The 14,561-nt window shown below is 55.3% G+C and carries 17 protein-coding genes; 3 read left to right on the forward strand and 14 right to left on the reverse strand.

Annotated features, from left to right (window positions below; genetic code table 11):
- Positions 1 to 11 precede the first annotated feature (11 nt).
- The 12 genes from N1030_RS08685 to rplU form a co-directional block, all read right to left on the reverse strand.
- On the reverse strand, positions 12 to 761 hold the full coding sequence (locus N1030_RS08685; RefSeq protein ID WP_265828898.1) for a hypothetical protein: 750 nt from the start codon (positions 759 to 761) through the stop codon (positions 12 to 14).
- A gap of 96 nt (positions 762 to 857) precedes the next feature.
- Positions 858 to 1,163: an isoamylase early set domain-containing protein gene (locus N1030_RS08690; RefSeq protein WP_265828899.1), complete on the reverse strand. Its 306-nt coding sequence runs from the start codon at positions 1,161 to 1,163 to the stop codon at positions 858 to 860.
- Positions 1,164 to 1,530: 367 nt separating this feature from the next.
- Entirely contained in the window at positions 1,531 to 1,923 is a 393-nt protein-coding gene (locus tag N1030_RS08695; protein WP_265828900.1) for a hypothetical protein, read from the reverse strand.
- A gap of 16 nt (positions 1,924 to 1,939) precedes the next feature.
- Positions 1,940 to 2,221: a helix-turn-helix domain-containing protein gene (locus N1030_RS08700; protein WP_265828901.1), complete on the reverse strand. Its 282-nt coding sequence runs from the start codon at positions 2,219 to 2,221 to the stop codon at positions 1,940 to 1,942.
- A gap of 196 nt (positions 2,222 to 2,417) precedes the next feature.
- Entirely contained in the window at positions 2,418 to 2,666 is a 249-nt protein-coding gene (locus N1030_RS08705) for a hypothetical protein (RefSeq protein ID WP_265828902.1), read from the reverse strand.
- A gap of 9 nt (positions 2,667 to 2,675) precedes the next feature.
- Positions 2,676 to 3,788 carry a response regulator gene (locus tag N1030_RS08710; RefSeq protein ID WP_265828903.1) on the reverse strand — a complete coding sequence of 371 codons (1,113 nt, stop codon included), beginning with the start codon at positions 3,786 to 3,788 and terminating at the stop codon, positions 2,676 to 2,678.
- Between the two features lie 20 nt (positions 3,789 to 3,808).
- On the reverse strand, positions 3,809 to 4,963 hold the full coding sequence (locus N1030_RS08715) for a PAS domain-containing sensor histidine kinase (RefSeq protein WP_265828904.1): 1,155 nt from the start codon (positions 4,961 to 4,963) through the stop codon (positions 3,809 to 3,811).
- A 166-nt stretch (positions 4,964 to 5,129) separates the two neighbouring features.
- Positions 5,130 to 5,936 carry a bifunctional hydroxymethylpyrimidine kinase/phosphomethylpyrimidine kinase gene (thiD, locus tag N1030_RS08720; protein ID WP_265828905.1) on the reverse strand — a complete coding sequence of 269 codons (807 nt, stop codon included), beginning with the start codon at positions 5,934 to 5,936 and terminating at the stop codon, positions 5,130 to 5,132.
- A 22-nt stretch (positions 5,937 to 5,958) separates the two neighbouring features.
- Complete coding sequence (gene proB, locus N1030_RS08725; RefSeq protein ID WP_265828907.1) at positions 5,959 to 7,101, reverse strand: glutamate 5-kinase; 1,143 nt, start codon at positions 7,099 to 7,101, stop codon at positions 5,959 to 5,961.
- Between the two features lie 38 nt (positions 7,102 to 7,139).
- The gene (obgE, locus tag N1030_RS08730) at positions 7,140 to 8,240 is read right to left on the reverse strand and encodes a GTPase ObgE (RefSeq protein WP_265828908.1); all 1,101 of its coding nucleotides are present in this window, start codon (positions 8,238 to 8,240) and stop codon (positions 7,140 to 7,142) included.
- Positions 8,241 to 8,393: 153 nt separating this feature from the next.
- A complete protein-coding gene (gene rpmA, locus N1030_RS08735; RefSeq protein WP_265828910.1) occupies positions 8,394 to 8,666 on the reverse strand; it encodes a 50S ribosomal protein L27 in 273 nt (90 codons plus the stop codon).
- Between the two features lie 43 nt (positions 8,667 to 8,709).
- On the reverse strand, positions 8,710 to 9,018 hold the full coding sequence (rplU, locus tag N1030_RS08740; protein ID WP_265828911.1) for a 50S ribosomal protein L21: 309 nt from the start codon (positions 9,016 to 9,018) through the stop codon (positions 8,710 to 8,712).
- Between the two features lie 451 nt (positions 9,019 to 9,469).
- Here rplU and rfbA point away from each other — a divergent pair, with 451 nt between their 5' ends.
- Entirely contained in the window at positions 9,470 to 10,336 is an 867-nt protein-coding gene (gene rfbA / locus N1030_RS08745; protein ID WP_265828912.1) for a glucose-1-phosphate thymidylyltransferase RfbA, read from the forward strand.
- Positions 10,337 to 10,590: 254 nt separating this feature from the next.
- Here the strand turns inward: rfbA and N1030_RS08750 are convergent, their stop codons facing one another.
- On the reverse strand, positions 10,591 to 10,734 hold the full coding sequence (locus N1030_RS08750) for a hypothetical protein (protein ID WP_265828913.1): 144 nt from the start codon (positions 10,732 to 10,734) through the stop codon (positions 10,591 to 10,593).
- 179 nt (positions 10,735 to 10,913) lie between these two features.
- Here N1030_RS08750 and rlmD point away from each other — a divergent pair, with 179 nt between their 5' ends.
- A complete protein-coding gene (rlmD, locus tag N1030_RS08755; protein WP_265828914.1) occupies positions 10,914 to 12,308 on the forward strand; it encodes a 23S rRNA (uracil(1939)-C(5))-methyltransferase RlmD in 1,395 nt (464 codons plus the stop codon).
- Between the two features lie 162 nt (positions 12,309 to 12,470).
- On the forward strand, positions 12,471 to 12,944 hold the full coding sequence (locus tag N1030_RS08760; RefSeq protein WP_265828915.1) for a cytochrome c family protein: 474 nt from the start codon (positions 12,471 to 12,473) through the stop codon (positions 12,942 to 12,944).
- A 95-nt stretch (positions 12,945 to 13,039) separates the two neighbouring features.
- On the opposite strand, the gene N1030_RS08765 is transcribed toward N1030_RS08760, so the two are convergent.
- Positions 13,040 to 14,533 (reverse strand): PilZ domain-containing protein, encoded by a 1,494-nt coding sequence (locus N1030_RS08765; protein ID WP_265828916.1) that lies wholly within the window; start codon positions 14,531 to 14,533, stop codon positions 13,040 to 13,042.
- Between the last annotated feature and the right edge of the window lie 28 nt (positions 14,534 to 14,561).

Raw genomic sequence — 14,561 nt, forward strand, 5'->3', positions numbered from 1 at the left:
TAGCCAGTCTGTTACCGCATATAGGAACGCGCCACACGGAACACGTCTTCATACTCAAGACGCATGCCTATGGCCACACACATCTCCGTGGACATGAGCATTTTACGGCGGGTTTCCGAAAGCACCGCTGCCTTGTGCTCCTTGAGCCACTTGCGCACGAAGGGGGCATCAAACCCGTCTATAACCATGGAAAGCCCTTCCCTGAAGTAGCGGGAGGACACATAGGCCAGCAAAGGCTGACAGCCGGACTTGCTTTCATGGCGCGAGAGCAGCACGTAGAACAGCAGGGTGACGATGAGCTTATCATCCAGCGACTTGTGTCCCACGTCGAAAAAACGCTCCTGTCCGGCCTGATGCTCGGGCACAAGCTTGAGCAGCTCCTGGGATAACGCCTTGGCCTTGTCTTCCGAAATGGGGGGAGCAGGATACTGGGCCAGCAGTTTGGCCAACGTTCTGTGCGGATTCTCGCCAGTGGCAACGTCGAGTATCGCCACGCGCATAAGATTGAACCGCCGTGCGGTCTCGCCAAGCAGGGTTTCCATCTTGGCATGAGCCAACATGCGCACCCGGTCGTCGGAATAGCCGCAGAATCCGACATCAAGCAGATGTCGTACGAACGGTTCCGTCGTATACTGGGCCTCTTCCTCCAGCGCCTTGAAATTACGCTTGCTGCCCACCAGCTTCTTCAGTGAAAGCCAGTAGGCGGCAACTCCTTCCAGAGGAAGCTCCAGAATATCAAAGTCTTTCTGTACTTCTGACATAAACTACCACCAACCCCGAAAGACAATACGCATTGTCCCCCTGTATTCTAGCCTGAATACAGGACGACAAGCGCATTGGCAAGGTTGGGGTGTTTTTTACAGCGAAATAACCGAGTTATCCGCCATGGCAAAGGAGCAGTATTCGTACCTGTCCGCTTCTGCATCATTATACCACTGACCTTTGCTGAGATAGCGGAAACGATAGTCCTTGCCGGTCTCCAGCTCCACGAGCGCAGAGAAGGAACCGTCCTTGTTTTTCTTCATGGGGCAGGCGTTTTCATTCCATCCGTTGAAATCGCCGACGACGAACAGTTCGTTGCAACCATTCGCTTCATCCTTGTTCAGACTAAATTTTACCTTGCACACGGGACGGCTCTTCAGAAACTGCTTGTTCAGTGACATATACCTCTCCTCACGGGCAGACGGTTTTTACATGATTACGGTGTACATACACCAAATCGCGCGCCATTTCCATGGCAAACCGATTATTATTATCTGCCGACGACCTGAGAAGAACAGCAACACTGTCGAATATGACCTGCAAAACGTATCCAATACGGATTAGTGCAAAAAGCAGGGCCCTGGATGCACAGATAGACAATGGGGAGAGAAAAAAGAAATGCGCCGGACGGCGCACTATGCAGAAAACAGCACTTTACAGAAAGGACTAGAAAAGCGCGGCTCGCGAACTACAAGCCGAAAGGCGGCACCGCACTTGCCGCCCGAAAAGACAGTTGGCCTTCCGATCTGGCGGAAGGCCCGACGCACACTACTGATTAACAGCCTTAAGCGTCTGCTCAAGCGACTGCAGGAACTCTTCGCTACGGCCGGAACCATCCAGCCCGCAAAGCCCCTTCACTGCGGTCATGAGCAGATCAAGCTGCACAGTAACGTCGAAAAGGCCGTTGTTAATGCGGCACATTTCGCCATCAACCTGCAGCAGATACACGCGGCGGTCCTTATTCACACCGTCACTGGTGACAATGGAATACACCTGCTGGTTCTGGTCCGTCACATACAGCCGCTGGCGGGTCATCACGCCGGTCTCTTCGTCATAGTATGAGCTTTCAGAGTACAATCTGCCCCTGAACGTGATGTCGGCACCAACATCATTCAGCAGGGTGATTTCCTCCATCACGGCTTTTGCCTGTTCATTGCTCATACCCGTTCCTCCTTACTTAGGTGGGTAAGGTTAGCTGTTCCGGCCCTTTGGGCTTCTTCGGCTTTTCCTGCACCGGTTCGGGTTCCGGTTCAGGCTCAATCACCTGCTCCGTCTTCTCGAACAGGGCACCTCCGCCCATGGAACTCCAGAACGCCTCCAAATCGGCACGTGAAACACGGTAGCCTCTACCCAGCTTGGCAGCCCTCAGGGTACCATCCTTGATGGCCCTGCGGATGGTCTCCTTGTGGCAGCTCAACAGTTCGGCCGCCTCACCCAATGTGTACGTCTGTTTGGTCATTGTTGCGCAGTAACCCTTGTCAAATCAGCCTTGGCACGAGCAGCAACACAACGAGGAACACACAACTGGGGGATCATGTCCTCTCAACTCACCAAGCCACGGTTATCAGATGCTACGCATGACAATTACCACTCAAAAACAACTATTGTCAACAATGCTCACATAAACTTCGTTTGGGCACGATAATCAACTATGATCAACACTGGACAACATTCAACCACACATCACTCTCATTCGACACACTGTGCCACACCATGAGCGAATAAACACCGGTCAAGACATCTGGAAGCTTACAAACCACACAGAACAACACCTCTTGACGCTTGCGCCCTGTTTGCGCCTTTTTGAGCAAATACTTACAGCCGGAGTCTGCCCAGAGTTGCTCAAAACCTATGCGCAGCAAAAGAAAAGCCCCCGCACCGGGCGGGGGCTTGGATTGTTGCATGAAAAACCCTTATTTTCTGGACGGCATCAGCCTGAAGATCTGCACGCATCCCTGTACTGTTCCGTCGGCAAGGCGTAGCGGGGTAACGGAGTTATAGAACTCCGGACCATCCGGCACAAACCGCACCCAGCCACTATGCTCCTTGCCATCGGCAAGAAAACGGGCAAAGGGGCATTCGCCGCTGCATGGCGCAGAGTCGCCGGCAAAAGGAAAGAGAGACAGGTTCACACCGCCGCTTTCGTCACCCACATGCTTGAAAAATGCTTTATTGGCCGCCAGAACGGATCTGTCCATTCCCATGATGACAACCATGTCGGGTATGGCGTCAATGGTGCTGCGCAACACGTCCAGCTCGGCAGACTCCCCTCCTCCGGCACTGCAACGCGGAACAAGCACGGAACAGTAGTGAACGTCCCGGCCCTGGGCATCAGGCATGCAATCGGCATACTCCATAACGTCCAACGTTCCGCCCCCGCGCAGATACAAGCGTGCGGGTAGCGACTGAGGCGAATCAGGGGCGGTCCGCATGCAGCGGAGCATCATACTTCTATGTTCGGCCGCCTCGTACAGGCTGTCCACAGAAAGTACGGACTCCTGCAACTGTGCCGGGGAATCATACCCGAGCATACGGGCCAAAGCAGCATTACACTCCACAATCGTTCCGGACATGTCGGCCACATACATGCCTACCGGGGCATCATTAAAATACCCCTTGTACCGCGCAGCCTGTTCCCACAATCTTTGCCTCATGGCCTGATGGTGACGCAAAATGCTCAGGTTGACGCGCAGTTCATCCGCACTGACCGGCTTCTTGATCAGGCCAAGCGCACCACTTTCTACCACCTGTTCCAGAACAGCCTTGTCGGATGCCCCCGTGATGAACAACGTGGGAATGGCCAGTTCCGTTACTATGGTGCGGGCCGCATCCACGCCCGAGATCTCATCGCTGAGAAATATGTCCATCAGCACGGCATCCGGTTGCAGGGTGCGCGCAGCTTCCACGGCACTTGCCCCGCTGCTGGCTACACCGCACACGACATGCCCCTCGGCCTCAAGCAGAACCTTGAGCAGGGTCGCACTCAACTTATCATCTTCGGCTATGAGAATACGCAAAGAAACCATGGAGATTTCCAAGCCTCAGCTTACGCCGCAGCCTGCTGGGCAAAAGTTATCGGGAGACGCACCGTGAACTGCGTGCCAGCCTCTTCGCTGGAGACAAAAGCGACATCACCCTTGAGATAGTTCGTAGCAAGAAGCTTGATGCTGTATGTACCAAGCCCCCTGCCCACTCCTTTGGTCGAAAAAGAACGCTGAAAAATAGCGGCTCGCGATTCAAGGGGAATAGCTGCGGGATTCCAGACGAAGAAGGACACTTCCCTGCCTTCAACGCTGTACCCCATCCGGACGTCACCTCCCCTTGCGGTGGCCTCCAGCGCATTTTTGACCAGATTGGCCAACACGCGCTTAAGCAAAGTGGGGTCAGTCACAAGTTCCACATCGCACAGCCCGTGTTCCAGAAGAATGCGTTTGCCCTCTCCAACCTCATGAGAGGCGTAAAGTTCACGCACGGTACGCAACACCTCAGCCGGATTCACACATTGCGTATCCACGCTAAGCTCTGCATTTTCTGCAGCCAGAAGCACACGTTGCGCCATGATTTCCTCCACCAGCTCGCTGGAGAACTTGTGGAGCAAAAGCGTCTCGTCTTTCAAATTGAGGGGCACTTCCTCGAGCACCATACGCGCAAGGTTGCGTAACCCGCCTGCGGTATTGAGAATATCGTGAAAAAAGATACGTTCGAGCGCCCTGCGACGCTTTTCATGACTCATATCCGTAATGGCAAAGGTGACATACCGATCACCTTCGAGGAAAACGGGGCTACCGACCACCTTGAGATCGTAAGCACATATGGCATCGCCTTTACGTTGCGTAAGACGACACTCGTCTTCGGTCCTGTCATTGCCCAGGGCGCACATGATAACCCGGACGGCACCGCAATTACGGCAAAACTCGGAGGTACCGCACCCGCCGGGAACGGAACAGGCATGTTCGCAACTGAAAAGCTCGCCCGGACGCATACCGATAATTTCACGCGCATCCTGCATATCAAGCAGGTTCAGCAGATTCCGGTTGGCATAGACAATCTGTCTGTTGCTGTTCAGGATCATTATCAAGTCCGTGACGGAATCCAGAAGGGTGACAAGCGGGTTGCCTTTGAAGATGGCGGCCTGCTTGAGCAGCATGCATGAAGCGGCACGTTCGGCCGGGGCGAACCTGGTGGGCAGTACCTCGGTCATAAACTTCTCCGTTCGATATCGTTGGCGGGGCAACGCGGAATGCAGTGCCGCGTTCCGCAATGTCCTACCCCATAACCGTTACAAATCCAAGCCGACGAATCGGCAAAAATGTAAAAGGGCCCGCTGCAGAGCGGGCCCTTCAGAGAAAGACAATAATACGGCAACGTTACCCTGCGAACGGAGCTGCGTGGTTTACAGGCCCGATCCCCTTCCCCGGGGTGTAGCTCTTTTCAAGACACAGGTGCAAATACTGCTGGGCCTTTACCACGGCCTCTTCCAGCCCGCAGCCGTGCGCCAGCCATGTGGCGATGGCGGCAGAAAGCGTACAACCTGTTCCGTGATTGTTCGGGGTATCCACCCTTGACTGCGGCAGGGAGCGCGGTGCTTCACCGGGAACGCCCAGCCAGTCCACGAGCGTGGCGCCAGCCTCAAAGTGGCCGCCTTTCAGCAGCACAGCACGGGGGCCCATATCGAGAATGCGGGCAATGGCCTCGGCCACATCCGCTTCGGTATCAATCTTCATGCCCGCGAGCATTTCCGCTTCAGGCCTGTTGGGAGTGAGCAGATCTGCCAGTGGGAGAATGCGCTTTTTGAGAGCCTCCACGGCGTCTTCCTTCAGCAAGGCATGCCCGCTCTGGCTGACAGAAACAGGGTCTACCACCAGAGGAAAATTCTTGTCGGCCAGCCCATCCGCCACGGCTTCGATAATGGGAGCCGAGAACAGCATTCCCGTCTTAGCCGCCGCAACCGGAAAGCCTTCCAGCACAGTACGCAACTGCAGAGCGACAAATTCGGGTTCAGGAGCGTGTATGCCAGTTACCCCCAGCCCATTCTGGGCAGTCAGGGCGGTGATGACACTCATGCCGAATCCGCCAAGCACTGTCATGGTCTTAATATCTGCCTGAATTCCTGCGCCGCCACCGGAATCGGAACCGGCGATGGTCAGTACGCATGGCGGCTTTCTGGTCTGCATGCCCACGTTCACTCCTTCCTGATTAGACCACAACATCCATAAGCAGGTTGTCTCTGTGAATAGCTTCGGGATACTGGTTATCACCCAGCACGGACTTCAACTCGGCACTCTTCATACCGAGCACTTTGCGAAGGTCTGCAGCGGTATAGTTGCACAGCCCAACGCCGATGATCATACCCTCGGCAGTGCTCACACGCACCAGCGCACCTCGCTGAAAGTTGCCTTCCACGCGCACGATACCGGCGGGCAAAAGACTCTTGCCCCCCTTGGAAAGCGCCTTCACCGCCCCGTCGTCCACCACGAGCACACCGGCAGGGTCTGCATTGTAGGCCATCCAGAACTTACGACGGGACACAGCCTTGGCTTCCGGGCGCACCCATGTACCAAGCGTCTCGCCTGAGAAGGCACGTACAATCGCGTCCGGTTCACGCCCGGAGAGAATGAGGGTAGGCACACCAAGCTGAGCCGCACGACGGGCCGCCAGCAGCTTGGAATACATGCCGCCGGAGCCGACGGCCGTCTTGCCTCCGCACATGGCGTTGAGGTCCAGCGCGTGTACATCCTCGATGACTTCGAGGGGGCGCGGATCAGCCACCTTATCCGGATTGTCGGCATAGACGCCGGAAGCGGAAGTCAGGTTGACGTAGAGATCCGCCTCCACCACGTTGATGAGCAGGGAAGCGAGACTGTCGTTATCGCCGAACTCCAGTTCCTGAACGGCGACGGTATCGTTCTCGTTGACGATGGGAATGGCCCGCCACTGCAGCAGCGAAGCAAAGGTGTTGCGGGCATTGAGGAATCTGTGACGGCTCTTGAGGTCGTCCCGTGTAAGCAGAATCTGGGCGGAAAGCTTGCCGTGCTCCTCGAATGCCTCATTATAGAAGTGCATGAGTCGGCTTTGTCCCACGGCGGAAGCTGCCTGCTTGTCAGGCATGCCCTTGATCTCGCAGCAGGAACGAAGGACGTTTCTTCCTGCCGCCACGGCACCGGAAGACACGAGCACCACATCCGTACCCCGGTCGTGCAGCTGTGCAAGCTGCCCCGTAAGGCTACGAACAATACTGATATCCACTCCGAGACCTGTGGTGAGCACTGCGCTGCCCACCTTCACAACCACCCGTTTCGCGCTGTTCAGAACCCGTTCGCGCTCCTGTTTCCACTCCATGATCAAATCCGTACGGCTGGTTGTTGCACAAAGACCCGCTATTCGCGGGTCCAGATAACTTCCACTTCCTCTTCTTCGTCGATCTCCTCAACCCAGTCACGGGCGGAGTTGATGGGGGCATGACGTTCCACAGTTTCCTGAATGCGCCACATCTCCTCGACGATTTCTTCCACGCCCTCTCCGTGCAGAGCGGACATGAAGAACAATTTTCTGCCGTCTTCAGCAGCTTTCTGCTTCAGTGCCTCAACGAATTCCTCATCGACAAGGTCGATCTTGTTGATGACCTGCAGCTGCAGGCGCTCGCCGAGCACAGGGTCGAACTGCACCAACTCTTCGTTAATGAGGTCGAAACCGGCCCAGGGATTCTCAAGGTTGATATCCTCGGCGCTGAGAATGTGCACCAGAAACCGCGTGCGCTCAACATGCTTGAGGAAGCGGATGCCGAGCCCCTGTCCTTCGTGCGCACCTTCGATCAGGCCGGGAATATCCGCGATGACCAGACGCTTGTCATTATCCACTTCATGAATCATCACGCCGAGGTTGGGCGCTATGGTCGTGAAGGGATAGTTGGCTATCTTGGGACGGGCAGCAGACACCTTGGAAATGAAGGTGGACTTGCCTGCATTGGGCAGACCGAGCAAGCCGGCGTCCGCAAGGATCTTCAACTCAAGACGCAGGCGCTTGTAATCCCCTTCTTCGCCGGGCTGGGCGAAACGGGGCACACGCATGGTGGAGGACTTGAAAAATTCGTTACCGTGTCCGCCGCGTCCGCCCTGCGCAACGAGGATGCTGACATCAGGTTCGGACAGGTCGGCAATCATGGTTTCGTGACCGTCTTCGTCTATCTCGAACACCAGCGTACCTACAGGCAGGTCAATGACGAGATCCTCGCCCTTGCGGCCGAACATCTGGCTGCCCTGACCGGGACGCCCGTTTTCGGCACCATAGTTGCGCTTGAGACGGAAGTCATACAGGGAAAGCAGCTTGGTGGAGCCGCGCAGATAGACATTGCCTCCGGCACCGCCGTCACCGCCATCAGGGCCGCCACGGGGAATGAATTTTTCTCTCCGGAAAGACAAACAGCCGTTGCCGCCGTTGCCGGCACGCACGGTAATGGTGGCTTCATCTACAAAACGCATGATACTTGCCTACATTCCTTAGTGAAGTTGTACGAAAACCTAGCACAAGGCTCCGCTCCCGTACAGAAAGCATTGCGGCGGCCACTGGCCGCCTAAAAAAAGGGCGAAAGACGCTTTGCGACTTTCGCCCAGATCTGACTTTGCTGAAAAGGGTTATTCAGCCACTGCGGGAACGATGCTCACGCGGGTCTTAACCTTTTTCTTGCGGGTGTACTTTTCGTACTTAACCACGCCGTCAACCTTGGCGAAGAGAGTGAAGTCTCTGCCCATGCCGACGTTCTCGCCGGGATGCACCTTGGTGCCAACCTGACGAACGAGGATGTTGCCGGCCAGAACAACCTGACCGCCAAAACGCTTAACGCCGCGTCGTTGTCCCTGGGAATCGCGTCCGTTTCTGGAACTACCACCAGCTTTTTTATGTGCCATGACGTATCTCCTGACAGAAAAAAATTACTAGGCCCGCAAAAAACTAGGCCTGGATGCCCTTGATCTTGAGAGCAGTGAACTCCTGACGGTGACCCTGCTTTCTGCGGGAATCCTGACGACGGCGCTTCTTGAAGACAATGATCTTCTCGCCGCGGCCATGTTCCAGAACTTCAGCGGTAACCTTGGCGGAAGCCACGTAGGGTGCACCCACAGTGAACTTGTCACCACCAACCATAAGAACCTTATCGAGAACGACTTCGCTGCCGGCTTCAGCTGCAAGCTTTTCTACAAAAATCTTGCCACCTTCTTCAACACGGAACTGCTTGCCGCCCGTTTCGACGATCGCGTACATATATATTCCTCCATAGAAAGAGAGAGGGAGACTTACCCTCTTTCAGCAGGAAAAGTCAACCCAATTCGTCTCATTTGTTGTAATTGAGTTTCACAAAAAGTGAACCGCTTCCGCTACCACAGCAGTTTCCGGCTTGCAAGAGTTTCCTGCGGGTTTTCCGGAAAAAAATGTAACTCCAGCGACTACTCTTTACGCCAACCCAATAACCTTACAAACAATTATAACATCCATGTTAATTTTCCCAGTGACATGGAGGGGTATTTATGAGAAAAGACCCTTGAGTGTGTCTCATCTCGTGTCCGGGGAGAAGTACCGCACCAAAGCCCTCCCCCAAGGCTTATTCTCCCCGGACCCCTTTCAACTCCCCAACACCTTTGCATTTCCATCCAATTGCCTGTATAATGGGATGATTGGACATCATTCTTTATACCCACACCCAATGAGGCATCGCATGAAAGGCATCATCCTTGCGGGCGGTTCCGGCACCCGGCTGTATCCCATAACTCACGGGGTATGCAAACAGCTGCTGCCGGTCTTCGACAAACCCATGATCTATTACCCCCTCTCCGTCCTCATGCTTTCCGGCATTCGGGAAATATGCATCATATCCACCCCCAAGGACCTGCCCCGCTTCCGCGACATGTTCGGCAGCGGTGAACAGCTCGGCCTTTCCATTGAATACATCGTACAACCAAGCCCCGACGGACTTGCACAGGCATTCATCCTTGCCCGTGAATTCATAGGCAACTCTCCGGTCTGCCTTGTTCTCGGCGACAACCTCTTCTACGGTCACGGCCTGTCCACCGTGCTTGAAGAAAGCGCCCAGCTCTCTGACGGAGGCATCGTCTTCGGCTACAAGGTGCGCGACCCCGAACGATATGGGGTGGTGGAGTTCGATGCAGCGCAGAAAGCCCTGAGCATTGAAGAAAAGCCCTCAAAGCCGAAATCGCGCTATGCAGTCACAGGCCTATATTATTATGATAACAAGGTCGTCGACATCGCCGCCGAACTCAAGCCTTCAGCTCGCGGAGAACTGGAGATCACAGACCTTAACAACGTCTATCTCCAGCAAGGCAAGCTGGACGTACAGCTCCTCGGCCGCGGGGTAGCATGGCTCGACACCGGCACCTTCGAATCCCTGCATCAGGCGGCTGCATTCGTCAGGGCCGTGCAGGACAGACAGGGCCTGAAGATTGCCTGCATTGAAGAGATTGCCTACCGCAAAGGCTACATCACGGAAGCGCAGGTGGCGGACCTTGCCAAACCCATGATCAAGAACGATTACGGGCAGTACCTGATGGATGTCATCCAAGCCTAGCCAGCCGGATACAAGCGCGGCGCAGCAACGTTCCGGCATTTCCAAAACAGCACGCAAAATCAAAGGCCTGTTTCGCAAAGGATGCGAAACAGGCCTTCAAAAATTCTTGACCCACTGCTTGTCAGGGCATAGAGCCTGAATGCACTGCAGACCCGCCCACGGATCTTTTACATGCAATCGACTATCACCCCTGCCACAACAGGAACTCTCACTGCCCGATCAGATCAATGCGACCGCCCACAGTCGCGCCGATCCTAGTGATGATCGAGGTGCTCGCCCTTCTTGATGCGGTAGAACGCGGTGGAAACGATGATTACGAAGTAGATGAAGATCAGGCTCACGCCCACCATCCCCTGGGGGGTGGAGTGCATCATATTCGCAAAGAGTTCGGCGACCATACACAGCTCCTTTTCTCAATCATTACATATAAAACCTGCAGAGAAAGTAGTTGCCCCAATTTCCGTAAAAGTCAAGAATCAATTTGTGATTTTGAGCACAACTAGATAAAAACTGTAAACAAAACAGCCCCTTTCACACCTGCGGGCTGATCATCCAACCAATACATCCCGGAGCCATTATGCCCGCAACTGCCCTTACCGCAGGCACCACGCTGGAACTGTTTATCGATTCGCTCGCCACTGGCGGCCAGGCCATCGCCCGCCGCGAAGGCATGGTCATCTTTGTAGACCGGGGACTCCCCGGCCAGACCGTGCTTGCCACCATCACGCGTACCAAAAAACGCTTTGCCGAAGCCACACTTGAGCGTGTTATCACGCGTAACAACACTGAAATACAGCCTTTCTGCAAACACTTCGGCATCTGCGGCGGGTGCCACTGGCAGCACCTTCCCTACGAAGAGCAACTGGAATGGAAGCGTCGCTTTGCGGAAGATTCCATGCGCCGCATCGCCGGTGCCGACGGGGCAAGCGCACTCCCGACCATTCCCTCCCCTGACCAGCGCATGTATCGCAACAAGATGGAGTTCGCCTTCCTGCAGGGGCGCGACACCATCCATCTGGGGTTACGCAGAAGCGCCTCGCACTCTATCATTAATATAACAGAGTGCCACCTGCAGTCCGAGCACTCCGTCGCCATCGTCCAGACCGTGCGACAGTGGGCCAATCGACATAAATTACTCAACGCCTATGACGCGCGCAGCGGCAAGGGCTATCTGCGTTTTTTGGTTGTCCGTGAAACAAAATACAGCAACCAGTGCATGGTACAACTCATCACCACGCCCGACTGGTCCCCCACGGGGCAGCGGGAAGAGCTGGTCCGCGAACTGGCTGCCGAACTGCGCGAGCACTCCGATATTCCGACCAGCGCGGTCCACTCCGTCCGCAGCAGCAAGACCCAGGTGGCCTACGGAGAAGACACTATCTTCATCGAAGGTGCCCCGACCCTTTCGGAAACCATCTCCATCGACAAACACAACCTCACCATCAACATTGGCGGAGCAGACTCCTTCTTCCAGACCAACACAAAGGCAGCCGAGGCATTGTACGGTAAAGCCCTGCAACTGGCCGCACTGACCGGCAAAGAAACAGTCTGGGATCTCTACTGCGGCATCGGCGCGCTCTCTCTGGCCTCTGCCATGAATGCCAGTCGCGTTGTCGGCTTTGAGATTTCCGAGGCTGCCGTCAGTACGGCACGGCAGAATGCCGAGCAGCTTTCCCTTCCCAACACCTCATTCCATGCCGGTGATGTGCGGCTTACCATGGCGCTCGAGTCCGTTTTGCCGGACGTGCTCATCACTGACCCGCCGCGGGGTGGCATGCATCCGGACGTGGTTGCGGCCATTGACCAGCACGGCCCGGAACGCATTGTTTACATTTCGTGTGATCCAGCAACACAGGCACGTGACATCGGTTTGCTTATCGACAAGTACGCCGTATGCGAAATTCAGCCCGTGGATATGTTCCCTCACACCCCGCATGTTGAAAACATTGTGCTCCTGAAGAAGCGCTCCTAGTTATCAAAGCGCATACTCAACTATAAATACTGGAGATTTACCGGCACAATCATCTTACGGTAAAAGTCATAACCCCCTATGGACGAAAGAAAAAAACTGAGGTATGGAGCAATAAAGTACCTCATCCAAGCTTTCCCACTCCAGACAGGAGGGTGACCGCCAATGAATCGCCTGTGTCTTCCACTACTGTTTGCCGCAACCAGCCTTGCAGGCCTGCTGCTCACGGCAGCCCCGTCGCCCGTTCAGGCAGAGTCAACTTATGTCGGCACAGAAGCATGCGCAGAATGCCACGAAGATCAGTACAACAACTTCAAACAGTACGCGAAAAAGGCCAAGTCCGCCCACAGCCTTCAAATCATGGCGCCAAAGCTGACCAAGAGTGAACTGGAAAGCTGCTACGGATGCCACACAACAGGATACGGAAAACCCGGCGGTTTTGTGAGCTTTGAGCAGACCCCCCATCTGGCGGATGCCGGATGCGAGGTGTGCCACGGCCCCGGCTCCGAGCACGTTGAATCCGGGGGCGACAGCACGCTGATACACAACCCCGAGTTAGAAGAATGCAAGACCTGCCACAATGAAGAACGGGTCAACAACTTCGGCTTCCGCCCCCTGCTGCATGGGGGAGCCCACTAACAAAAAAAGCCCTCCGCAAGGAGGGCTTTTCATTTGGTATCCATATCAGCCGAGGACAGCCGAACCGGGCATGGCATGGCAACGCTCCGAACCGGCTACCAGTCCACCTTGATGACAATCTTGCCCGATGCATCACGCTCAATTCCGGACAAGTCTTCAACCTGGTCGAGGGTACCGCCAGCATCAAGGATCTTATCCTTTTCCTGCTGAATCAATTCTTCAAGAAGTGCAGTTTGCTTGTCGCTCAATTCAAGGAACTGGCAGCCCACCCTATCCTTACCGACAAAGCGCACCACTGCCTGCACCTTCTTTAGACGGACATCTATGGAATCCACCAGATGGAAACGGAAGACCTGCCCCGTCTCAAACACGTCAGGATCAGACTTGAAACAGATGCCCCCCATGCTGATGTCAACCACAGTCAGTGCTTCACGGACCTTTCCGACCTGAACGGTAAAATCTGCTAGCGGAATACGCGGATGCCTTCTCTTTTCCTTCCAGCCTTCGCCAGACTGCTCCTGGATCACTCCAGGCCCTGAGCGCGTTTCATTGTCAGCACCACCGAACAACGCCCCCGCAAGGCCATCCGCCAGTCCGCCCTCCATTGCTCCGGCTATTGCACTGCCGGAGGAAGTCTGATGTTCGCGGCGCAACTCGGTCAGCTCTGCGGCCCCCATGCCCCCTTCGGTAAGAATGCGCAAAGCGCGCTTTTCCTTTCCTTGTGAAACATACAAACCAGCAAGCTCACGACGCATGACGTCATCACTTCCCCCTTGGGCTACCGCCGCTTCGAGCACCTGAAGTGCCTCTTCAACCTTGCCCTGTTCGCGCAGCTCCTGCGCCGCCAACTGCATGGGGTTTCCGGTAATCTCAGCCCCCTTGGGAGGCTCTCCGAGCTTACGCATGGCCTTGCCGGCTTCAGCCACACGCCCCTCCATGGCAAGGACGGAAACGGCCTTATGCCTGAAGGCAAACGCTTTTACCGGATCTCCCAATCCGGCAAAACAGTCCGCAAGGGCGGAAAACACTTCTGGAAAGACAGGCTTGCGCTTGAGGGCCGCGAGAAACATCTGGGCTGCTTTGGCAAAAAGACGCTTCGACAGCAACTCCAGACCGGCGTAGAATAACCTGCGGGCGTCTTCCTCGTGGTCAATGGGGTCCGGCAGCTTGCCATCAGCCTCCATGGCCTTCAACTTCGGATCAGGCTGCCCTTCCGCCTTCAATGCATTGATAACCGCTGCCCGCACGTTGCGAGGATCAAGCGACGACGCCATGCAAGATGTAGCGCCTGCAGCAAGAGCCAGCTGAGACTCCTCGGAACTGCACTCCGGCTGCACAACAATAATGGCGAGGTTGGCAAACGCAGCATCAGCTCGCAGAGCCCGCAGCAAGGCAAAATTATTCTGCCTGGCAACGACACCACGTAACATGAGGATATCAAAAGGCGTTTTCTTGAGCGCCACAACCCCGACTTTGAGCGATGGGGCAAAGAGCAGACGCGCCTGACCGATCCCCTCCAAACCGGTCCGGAACACATCACGAATCTCTGCCTTCTCTTCAATGATGAGTATCTTCAGAATTCTTGCCATAAAAAGCCCTACACCCGAAAAGTATCGC

Source organism: Desulfovibrio mangrovi (genome assembly GCF_026230175.1).
Taxonomy (GTDB): Bacteria; Desulfobacterota; Desulfovibrionia; order Desulfovibrionales; family Desulfovibrionaceae; genus Halodesulfovibrio; species Halodesulfovibrio mangrovi.

What these genes read in the sequence shown, in the direction of transcription:
- obgE (WP_265828908.1), bottom strand. Translation starts at nt 8,240, where the DNA reads ATGCGTTTTGTAGATGAAGCCACCATTACCGTGCGTGCCGGCAACGGC.
- rpmA (WP_265828910.1), bottom strand. Translation starts at nt 8,666, where the DNA reads ATGGCACATAAAAAAGCTGGTGGTAGTTCCAGAAACGGACGCGATTCC.
- N1030_RS08685 (WP_265828898.1), bottom strand. Translation starts at nt 761, where the DNA reads ATGTCAGAAGTACAGAAAGACTTTGATATTCTGGAGCTTCCTCTGGAA.
- N1030_RS08710 (WP_265828903.1), bottom strand. Translation starts at nt 3,788, where the DNA reads ATGGTTTCTTTGCGTATTCTCATAGCCGAAGATGATAAGTTGAGTGCG.
- rlmD (WP_265828914.1), top strand. Translation starts at nt 10,914, where the DNA reads ATGCCCGCAACTGCCCTTACCGCAGGCACCACGCTGGAACTGTTTATC.
- thiD (WP_265828905.1), bottom strand. Translation starts at nt 5,936, where the DNA reads ATGCAGACCAGAAAGCCGCCATGCGTACTGACCATCGCCGGTTCCGAT.
- rfbA (WP_265828912.1), top strand. Translation starts at nt 9,470, where the DNA reads ATGAAAGGCATCATCCTTGCGGGCGGTTCCGGCACCCGGCTGTATCCC.
- N1030_RS08700 (WP_265828901.1), bottom strand. Translation starts at nt 2,221, where the DNA reads ATGACCAAACAGACGTACACATTGGGTGAGGCGGCCGAACTGTTGAGC.
- N1030_RS08765 (WP_265828916.1), bottom strand. Translation starts at nt 14,533, where the DNA reads ATGGCAAGAATTCTGAAGATACTCATCATTGAAGAGAAGGCAGAGATT.
- N1030_RS08715 (WP_265828904.1), bottom strand. Translation starts at nt 4,963, where the DNA reads ATGACCGAGGTACTGCCCACCAGGTTCGCCCCGGCCGAACGTGCCGCT.
- N1030_RS08690 (WP_265828899.1), bottom strand. Translation starts at nt 1,163, where the DNA reads ATGTCACTGAACAAGCAGTTTCTGAAGAGCCGTCCCGTGTGCAAGGTA.
- N1030_RS08705 (WP_265828902.1), bottom strand. Translation starts at nt 2,666, where the DNA reads ATGCAACAATCCAAGCCCCCGCCCGGTGCGGGGGCTTTTCTTTTGCTG.
- N1030_RS08760 (WP_265828915.1), top strand. Translation starts at nt 12,471, where the DNA reads ATGAATCGCCTGTGTCTTCCACTACTGTTTGCCGCAACCAGCCTTGCA.
- N1030_RS08750 (WP_265828913.1), bottom strand. Translation starts at nt 10,734, where the DNA reads ATGGTCGCCGAACTCTTTGCGAATATGATGCACTCCACCCCCCAGGGG.
- N1030_RS08695 (WP_265828900.1), bottom strand. Translation starts at nt 1,923, where the DNA reads ATGAGCAATGAACAGGCAAAAGCCGTGATGGAGGAAATCACCCTGCTG.
- rplU (WP_265828911.1), bottom strand. Translation starts at nt 9,018, where the DNA reads ATGTACGCGATCGTCGAAACGGGCGGCAAGCAGTTCCGTGTTGAAGAA.
- proB (WP_265828907.1), bottom strand. Translation starts at nt 7,101, where the DNA reads ATGGAGTGGAAACAGGAGCGCGAACGGGTTCTGAACAGCGCGAAACGG.